Origin of the sequence: Sphaerochaeta sp. S2, from assembly GCF_016406725.1 — a bacterium.
GTDB lineage: Bacteria > Spirochaetota > Spirochaetia > Sphaerochaetales > Sphaerochaetaceae > Sphaerochaeta.
Map to the genome: position 1 here is coordinate 1 of NZ_JAEKNT010000355.1, position 8,228 is coordinate 8,228.

Below are 8,228 nucleotides of genomic sequence, written 5' to 3' on the forward strand. Positions count from 1 at the left end.
CCTTGATCCAGATTGTTTCACTCTGCCTCAAGAGTGGTAATGGCATCATCCTCAAGGGAGGAAGGGAAGCTTTCCAGACCAATACTGCCATAGTTGCATCGATCAGGGAGAGTTGTAAGCCCTCAAGACTTGGATCTGACTGGCTGTTGTTGCTTGAAAGCCATAGTGATGTTGATACAATGCTGGGCATGGAAGGGGACATTGATCTCTTGATCCCACGTGGATCGAATGCCTTCGTACGCTATGTCATGGACAATACCTCAATCCCTGTATTGGGGCATGCTGATGGGATTTGCCACCTCTACATCGATGCCAAGGCTGATATCGCCAAGGCGGTAGAGATAGCCTACGATGCAAAGACCCAATATCCCGCAGCCTGCAATGCGATCGAGACACTGTTGGTACATGCACAAATCGCCCCGGATATCCTTCCCCTGCTTGCCGAGCGTTTCAAAGAGGCTGGGGTTGTCATGCATGGGGATGAGCAGGCTTCTCATTTCATGGATTGCATCCCCTATCAGGAAGGGGATTGGAAGAAGGAGTATCTTGCCCTGGAAATCAATATCCATGTAGTGGAATCCCTCTCAGAGGCAATAGACCATATTGAGACCTACGGTTCACATCACAGTGATGCCATTGTCAGCGAAGATGATGACTCGATAAGAACCTTCTTTGCTGGTGTGGATTCAGCAGATGTTTTTGCCAATTGTTCCACCAGATTTGCTGATGGGTTCCGCTTCGGCCTTGGATCAGAGGTTGGTATCAGTACTGCAAAGATACATGCACGGGGACCCGTTGGCTTGGAAGGGCTGATGACAACCAAATATCTCGTCAGGGGGAGTGGGCAGGTGGTTGCCTCCTATACCAAGGATGGGGGTCGGAGTTTTTCCCATCAGGACTTGCCCTTGGATGGGCCGTCAATGCTTGGTGAAGAGGTTCTATGATGAGGGACTTTTCATCAGTACGCAGGGTTGTGGTAAAAGTTGGAACCAATCTGCTCAGTTGTGAGAGTGGTATTGATGAGGGTTGCATCGACGTAATTGTCGATCAATTGGCTCAGCTTCAATCGCTTGGATATCAGGTGCTTCTTGTCTCCAGTGGAGCAATCGGCATGGGTGCAAAGGAGCTCTCACTCAAGGGCCCCGTGAAGCAGGTACCGATGCGTCAGGCTTGTGCCTCGATAGGACAGCCTCTGCTCATGTCCAGCTATCGCCGTTCCTTCAAGCGTCATGGAATGGTATGTTCCCAGATCCTGTTGACCCGTAACGACCTTAACAACCGCCTTACCTACGTGAATCTCAGAAATAGTGTCTTTACGTTGTTGGACCTTGGGGTAATTCCCATTTTCAACGAGAACGATGTGGTAAGTACTGCTGAGATTGGGACAGCCTTTGTTGACAATGACAGGATGAGCGCCATGGTTGCCAGCAAGATCGATGCAGATCTTTTGGTCATTCTTACCGACATAACCGGGTTGTATACTGCTGACCCAAAAAAAGACAAGGAAGCTGTGCTGCTCAGTGACATCACTTCCCTTGATGCAACCATCCTCTCCTATGCAGGAGGAGCTGGTTCTACCCATTCAATTGGGGGTATGAAAACAAAGCTGCTTGCTGCAAAAATCGCAAGAATGGCTGGCTGTACCACCATTATTGCCAGTGGTTATGAAGGGAATGTGCTTCCCAGGCTTCTTACCGGTGAGGTTCTAGGGACCTGTATACATAGTGTGAAACGTCTCAGTCAACGACAACGTTGGATTCTCTATAACTCCCATCTCGGATCCATTGTAATTGATGATGGGGCAAAAAAGGCGCTTATTGCAAAGAAAAGCTTGCTTCCCAAAGGTATTGTATCAGTGGAAGGAGTTTTTGGTGCCGGCGATGTGGTACAGATATGTACTACCGACGGTAAACCCTTTGCAAAGGCAGTCCCTTACTATAATAGTACTGAGATAGCTGCAGTGGCTGGCCATAGCAGCAAGGATATCCATAAGATAATCAAAGAAGGGCATAAGGGTGTGATCTTCCGCCCTGAGGACTTGGTGTTGTTAAACGATGATGACTAACTATCGGATCTATCGGAGAAAACAAGAGATTGGCAAACGCATCAATCAGTTGCACAACATTGAGCAGCTTGCCATCGGGATTCTCGATACCGGTACTCCTGAACAGTTGAAGGAGGCCCTGGACTGGTATGTACAGGAGATGAATTACAGTCTGCATGTCGTAACACAAGAGGGTAGATTTGATATCCTTGCCATGCAACAAGAGTACAAGGATGTCACCTTTCTGGTATTTGCCACACACGCCTTTACCGGTGAGAAGGTTAATGCGGTTGCAAATGAGTGCCATGCAAATCTTTTCCTAATCGTGAGAAGTGATTTATTGCTCGTGAAATTCGATGGTTCCTTTCTGTTCTCTGCAATGAGTGAGGGAGATCACCCAGCAGCGTTCGCTGCGGTTATCGCAAATGCCAATCGGGAAATTATCCCCTGCCTCAGAATTCCCCGCCTTACTGGACGGGAGCTCGACCCTGATTCTGATTTTCCTTCTCCCGATCCTTCCCACATCCGTTCAACACTCTATCCCATCTCCTGCCTTGGCCTCTATGACAGGGCACTGTTTCAAAGACTGAGGGGATTTGATGAGGAGATACACAGCGAGTACTGGCAGGCCCTCGATTGGGGATTACGCTGCCACCTCTATGGGTATGATCTTGCCCTCAACAGCAATCTGATGATGCAGGTCCCTGACCGGGAGAGTGTTATCGAGGACCGTAGTGAAGCGCAGGGGTTCCAGCGTTGTTATACTAAAGCCCTGAGCGTACAGCAAATCAAGGGAAAGAATGTCGCAAAACGATACAAAGGGTATGTCGACAAGGAAGTCTATAACGATGAAGTAAAGAAGCGGATGGTATGGTTACAGAAACTCGATTTCCATACCCTGTGCAGCCAATGGCCCAAGGAGGAAGCGTGAGACGTTGTATACTGACCATTCTTTTCCTCATGGTGGCCTCTCTTGGTTTGTTCGGTGCAGCCGATCCGTTCTCCTACCCCTTGGGTACGGTGATCATTGATGCCGGCCATGGTGGGCATGACCCAGGAGCTACCAATGCATGGAGTTTTGCTGGTGGTACCATCTATGAGAAGGACCTTACCTTGGACATAGCCAAACGGCTTCATGCCTTGCTTGCAGTCTCTCACCCCCATTTACAGCTTATCATGACTCGCTCGGAAGATGTGTTCCTCTCTCTGGAAGAGCGATGCAGCATAGCCTATAAGACTCCTCTTCAACCGCAAACAAGTTCACTGTTTATTTCCATTCATGTAAACAGTGCAACGAGCAATCAAGCTACGGGGTTTGAGATCCTGACCAAGGAACAGGATAAGCGGGTAACGTTGCTTGATGAGTCCACCCCGATTGAGAATATCCCACTCTATGCTGCTCACTCCCAGCTCTCCTTGAACCGGCTGCTCAATCAGCGGAATCTGGTGGTTGCCTCTCTCTTCGAGCAAGCACTGAACGGTTCCTTGGTGACCAATCGTAATCGTGGGATAAAGGAACGTGATCTATGGGTACTCAATGGCTCCAGAATGCCTGCCGTATTGGTAGAGGTTGGCTTTCTTTCCAATGAAGAGGATGCGAGAAACCTGGTGTCTCCCCAATGGAGGCAAAGAATGGCCCAGATCTTGGCCCAAGCAGTAGAAGAATGCTTGTAGGAGGTAGTCATGGGTATTGGAGTAGGGCGAAAGTCTCTCTACAAGGCTAAAGAGACTCCTTCCTTGGTTATTGTTCCCTCAGTTCCGTATCTGATCATAGATGGTGAGGGAAACTCGAACGAAGATGAGTATACTCGTTCCACCCGGTTGCTTTTTTCCTTGCATGACCTTCTTTGTGAACGAACTGGAGTAGTGGAGAACCCTGTCTTGGAGTGTATCTGGACAGCAAGGGAAATTGAGAATCGCGAGCCTTGGAGTTGGTCGGCAATGATAGGGGAGCCACACGGGATGACAGATTCCTTGTTCAAGGAAGTAAGGGATGAGTTGGCCTTCAAGCAAGGCATTCCTACTCTTGATATCTACCGTTCCAATATTGAGGATGGTCTCTGTGTCACACTCCTGCATACCGGCCCTTTCAGCTTTGAAGGAAAAAGCTTCCAGATGATGGAAGCCTATTGCAAGGAGCAAAATCTGACTCGTCGGGGTCGATCTCATCGTGAGATTTACCTCGATCCTCCAAGGAGGCGAAGGGATGATTTAAAAACCATCCTCCGTCTCCCAGTGAGGGAATTATAGCCCTTCCTTGGTTTTCTTTCTTTGGGCAACCAAGAGATCCATCTTCAGTTTCTTCAGCTTGGAAGAGAGACTGACTTTGTAGATATGTGGGTTGATCTGTCGTAAGTAGCTCTTATGGAACGTTCCAAGTTCCTTCTGCACATACCTCTGGATCTCCTGGAGGCTTGGTTTCTCCCCAATTCTCTTACCATTTTCCATCTGTTTGTTGATCAATGGTTTCAGATGGGAGTATCTACCACTCTGCATCTCAAAGAAGTCAGCCTCAGCAAATGGATGGTAGAAAACATACTTTTTCCCGAGGGTGATCTTTTCCTTATCCAGTGTGATCAGGTCAGCAATGGAACCAGCCTCGTCATCACTGAAGCGGTAGACTTGCTTGATACCGGGGTTGGTGGTCTTCTCGAAACTATTGGAAATCTTCATGGTTGGTATGAAAACTCCATCATCTCCTTGCTTTGCAGCAAGTTTATACACCCCATTCAAGGAGGACTGTGAACCACCGGTGACCAGATGTGTCCCAATTCCCCAGCTGTCGATGGGAACCCCATCTAGAACCAGGGTTTGGACAATTGCCTCAGTCAGGTCGTTTGATACCACGATGGTTGCATCTTCAAGTCCTGCTGCATCAAGGCGTTTTCTGATAACCCGAGGAAGGTAGGAGAGGTCACCACTGTCGATTCTTACCCCAATCTTCTTTCCTTTTTGCTTCTGTTCCAATCCAACGATGATGGCATTGTCGATACCGGAACCAAGCGTATCATAGGTGTCGATCAAGAGCACCGTATTGTCGGGATAGAGCTCTGCGTAGGCACGGAAGGACTCCAGTTCGCTAGAGAAACTCATGATCCATGAGTGGGCCATGGTACCTGCAACCGGGATGTTGTACTGCTTTCCTGCAAGGGTATTGCTGGTGACCTGGCAGCCACCAATGAATGCAGCCCTGCTGGCTGAAAGCGCACCATCACTTCCTTGTGCTCTTCTCAGGCCGAACTCCATCAGGAGTCCCTGCTTGCTTGCAAGAGACATTCTGGAGGCTTTTGTAGCAATAAGGCTCTGGAAGTTGAGGGTGTTGAGCAACAACCCCTCGATCAACTGTGCTTCGATCAGGTCGGTATGGATGCGGAGCAGCGGCTCTCCAGGAAAGACCACCGTACCTTCTTCCATGGCATACAGGTCCCCTTTAAAGCGATAGTCTGCCAGATAGGCGAGAAAGTCAGGGGTGAACTTACCCAGGCTTTCAAGATACGCGATATCCTCTTCACTGAAGCATAGTGATTCAAGCTTGTCTATCAATTCATGGAGACCTGCGAAGACCACATACCCTCCATCAAAGGGGTTTGTTCGATAGAACATATCGAAGACTACATTTGGGTTATGCTTGTTCGAGAAGTAGCCCTGCATCATGGTCAATTCATAGAAGTCGGTTGTAAGTGCGCTGATCTGCATCCTTCCGTCCTTGTTAGCGTGCCTCTATCTTGGAGAAACCTGTATAGGGGACCAAGATGGGGGGGATCGTGATAGATCCATCTTCATTCTGGAAATTTTCCAAGACGGCAACCATTGCCCTGCTTAGTGCAATGGCTGTCCCGTTGAGCATATGAGGAAACTGTGTTTTTCCCTCTTCGTCCTTGTAGCGAATCGCCAATGAACGTGCCTGGTAATCGGTGCAGTTGCTGGTGGAGGTAACCTCACCATATTCACCATCCTCTCCACGACCTGGCATCCATGCTTCAATATCGAACTTCCGATAGGCTGGGGCACCAAGATCACCAGTGCAGGTATCAACTACACGGTAGGCTACGCCAAGTCCATTGAAAATCTCTTCCTCGATTGCAAGCAGTTCGTCATGGAATGCCTCAGACTCCTCACTTGTACAGTAAATGAACATCTCAAGCTTCGAGAACTGGTGAACCCGATAGAGTCCCTTTGAATACTGTCCAGCACCTCCAGCTTCCCTGCGGAAGCAATGGGAGAGACCTGCCATCTTGATCGGTAGCTGTTCCTTGGAAAGAATCTGGTTGGCATAGTAGCCGCCAAGGGTAATCTCGGCAGTTCCTACCAGGCAGGTGTCAGTATTTTCAATGGTATAGATGTTGCTCTCTTCCCCTCTTGGATTGAATCCAATGCCCTGGAGAATCTCCTCCTTGGCAATATCGGGGGTAATGAAGGGGGTGAATCCCTTCTTGATCAGGATATCCATTGCATATCGTTCCAAGGCCATCTGCAGAATGACTGCTTCCCTCTTCAGGTAGTAGAACTTGGGTCCACTTACCCTTGTTGCTGTATCGAAATCGATCAAATCGAGCCGTTCAGCAAGCTGGACATGGTCCAGAGGCTTGAAGGAGAACTGGGGTGGGGTACCGACGAACTTGATTGCTGTATTGTCCTTGTCTTCCTTCCCGACCGGGGCGGCGGGGTGGGCATAGTTGGGAATTGTCCTTGCAAGTTTCTGGAACTCTTCCTCAACCTGGGTAAGGCTGCCCTCAATCTCAGCAATTGCTTCTTTCAGCGACTTGCCTTCTGCAATCAGGCTGCTGCGGGTATCAGCATCCAGCTTGCCTTTCATTTTCTTGGCATTTTCGTTTCTCTTGGAACGGAGTTCCTCAACCTGCTGCAGCAGTGCAGAGCGTTTTTCCTGCAAATCAATGATGGCATCAATATCCACCTGCATGTTTCTTACAGCAATGTTGTTTGCTATTTCGTCTCGTCTGCTTTTTAGTTCTTTCAAATCTATCATACTGATTCCTTCTTCCTTTCAGAATTACTTATTTCCCCTGATTGGCCGCTTTTGCCTCAAGCATTTTTGACTTCTCACTCGATGCCTCGACAGCACGCATGACCAAGCCCTCAAACCCTCCCTGGGCGAGTGCTTTCATGCCCTCAATGGTGGTTCCTCCTGCCGAACAAACTCGCGTTGCCAGGTCCACTGGATTTGCCTTTGTTGCGTCGATCAAGGAGGTAGCACTCTTCATGGTGTCACTAGCTATCTTCAGCGCCTCTGGATAGGCAATCCCTTGCGCTACTCCCCCCATTGCAAGTCCATGCAGGAACGAGAATACATAGGCGATGGCTGATCCGCTGATCCCGATAAAGGCTGAGAACTGGGACTCTGGTAGAAGGAAGGCAGAGCCAAAGGAGGAAGCAACATGGAGGGAGTCTTCACGGAGGGACGAGGAACAACCCTCAGCTGGAGCTACAGCGGTCACAGCAGATCCATACTGTGCTGCAATGTTTGGCATGAACCGTACTATCTCATCAGTGGCAAGTTGCTCGGCAAGTACCGAGAGGGGAATGCCTGCTGCAATGGAAATCCATCGTTTCTTGTCACTACCCAATGCTCTCAGTTCTGGATAGAGCGTAGAGAGAATCTGGGGTTTTACTGCAATGAGTATGGTATTGCATGTACTCAAGAGTGCTCCGAGAGATTCTGCCACTGAAATGGTTTCCTTGCTTGATGCAAGTTGCTTGGCTTTCAGTGCATCACTGTCATATACCAAGACTTCCATTTGCAGGCTCCCTGCGATTGCTCCACCCATGTTTCCACATCCAATGATGCCGATACTATCCATGCTCAGGCCTCCCATGTAAGTCTATGTAACGTTCCTGTCCCTTGTAGGAAGGGAAAGGATTGCTGTCGTAGGTATTCATATGTTGCGATTGCTACACTGTTTGAGAGATTCAGGCTTCGTGCCTCTTCCCTCATGGGGATTCTCACACAACGTTGTTTGTTTTTGACAAGCAGTGATTCGCTGATACCAGCGCTCTCCTTGCCGAAGACTAGATAGGTCTCTTCAGGGTAGGTGACCTCGCAATAGGTTCTTGGAGCTTTTGTGGTGAAGTAGTACAACGGTTTCTCTTGGTGTGCTGCCAGGAAAGCTTCAATGCTGGGATGTTCAACCATCGTAAGCAATGGCCAATAATCCAACCCGGCACG

At 49.0% G+C, this 8,228-nt stretch carries 9 protein-coding genes; 5 read left to right on the plus strand and 4 right to left on the minus strand.

What is annotated here, in order from left to right; translation table 11 throughout:
- From JF818_RS10455 to JF818_RS10475, 5 genes are all read left to right on the plus strand, one after another.
- Positions 1–944 (plus strand): glutamate-5-semialdehyde dehydrogenase (locus tag JF818_RS10455; protein WP_198891957.1); only part of this gene is annotated, 944 nt, incomplete at its 5' end.
- Positions 941–2,065 carry a glutamate 5-kinase gene (gene proB, locus JF818_RS10460; RefSeq protein ID WP_198891958.1) on the plus strand — a complete coding sequence of 375 codons (1,125 nt, stop codon included), beginning with the start codon at positions 941–943 and terminating at the stop codon, positions 2,063–2,065. The genes JF818_RS10455 and proB, both read left to right, overlap by 4 nt.
- Positions 2,055–2,975, plus strand: coding sequence for a hypothetical protein (locus JF818_RS10465; RefSeq protein WP_198891959.1), 921 nt, complete (start codon positions 2,055–2,057; stop codon positions 2,973–2,975). The genes proB and JF818_RS10465 overlap by 11 nt, the downstream gene beginning before the upstream one ends.
- Positions 2,972–3,718, plus strand: a complete 747-nt coding sequence (locus JF818_RS10470) for an N-acetylmuramoyl-L-alanine amidase (protein ID WP_370570329.1) — start codon at positions 2,972–2,974, stop codon at positions 3,716–3,718. Before JF818_RS10465 ends, JF818_RS10470 begins: the two co-directional genes overlap by 4 nt.
- A 9-nt stretch (positions 3,719–3,727) precedes the next feature.
- Positions 3,728–4,294 carry a GyrI-like domain-containing protein gene (locus JF818_RS10475; RefSeq protein WP_198891960.1) on the plus strand — a complete coding sequence of 189 codons (567 nt, stop codon included), beginning with the start codon at positions 3,728–3,730 and terminating at the stop codon, positions 4,292–4,294.
- Here JF818_RS10475 and JF818_RS10480 read toward each other — a convergent pair.
- The 4 genes from JF818_RS10480 to JF818_RS10495 all read right to left on the minus strand — a co-directional run.
- A complete protein-coding gene (locus JF818_RS10480) occupies positions 4,289–5,740 on the minus strand; it encodes a nicotinate phosphoribosyltransferase (protein ID WP_198891961.1) in 1,452 nt (483 codons plus the stop codon). The two genes, JF818_RS10475 and JF818_RS10480, sit on opposite strands and share 6 nt — an antisense overlap.
- 13 nt (positions 5,741–5,753) lie before the next feature.
- Positions 5,754–7,031 carry a serine--tRNA ligase gene (gene serS, locus JF818_RS10485; RefSeq protein WP_198891962.1) on the minus strand — a complete coding sequence of 426 codons (1,278 nt, stop codon included), beginning with the start codon at positions 7,029–7,031 and terminating at the stop codon, positions 5,754–5,756.
- Between the two features lie 28 nt (positions 7,032–7,059).
- Complete coding sequence (proC, locus tag JF818_RS10490) at positions 7,060–7,863, minus strand: pyrroline-5-carboxylate reductase (protein WP_198891963.1); 804 nt, start codon at positions 7,861–7,863, stop codon at positions 7,060–7,062.
- A 2-nt stretch (positions 7,864–7,865) separates the two neighbouring features.
- Positions 7,866–8,228 (minus strand): tRNA (cytidine(34)-2'-O)-methyltransferase (locus tag JF818_RS10495; RefSeq protein WP_198891964.1); only part of this gene is annotated, 363 nt, incomplete at its 5' end.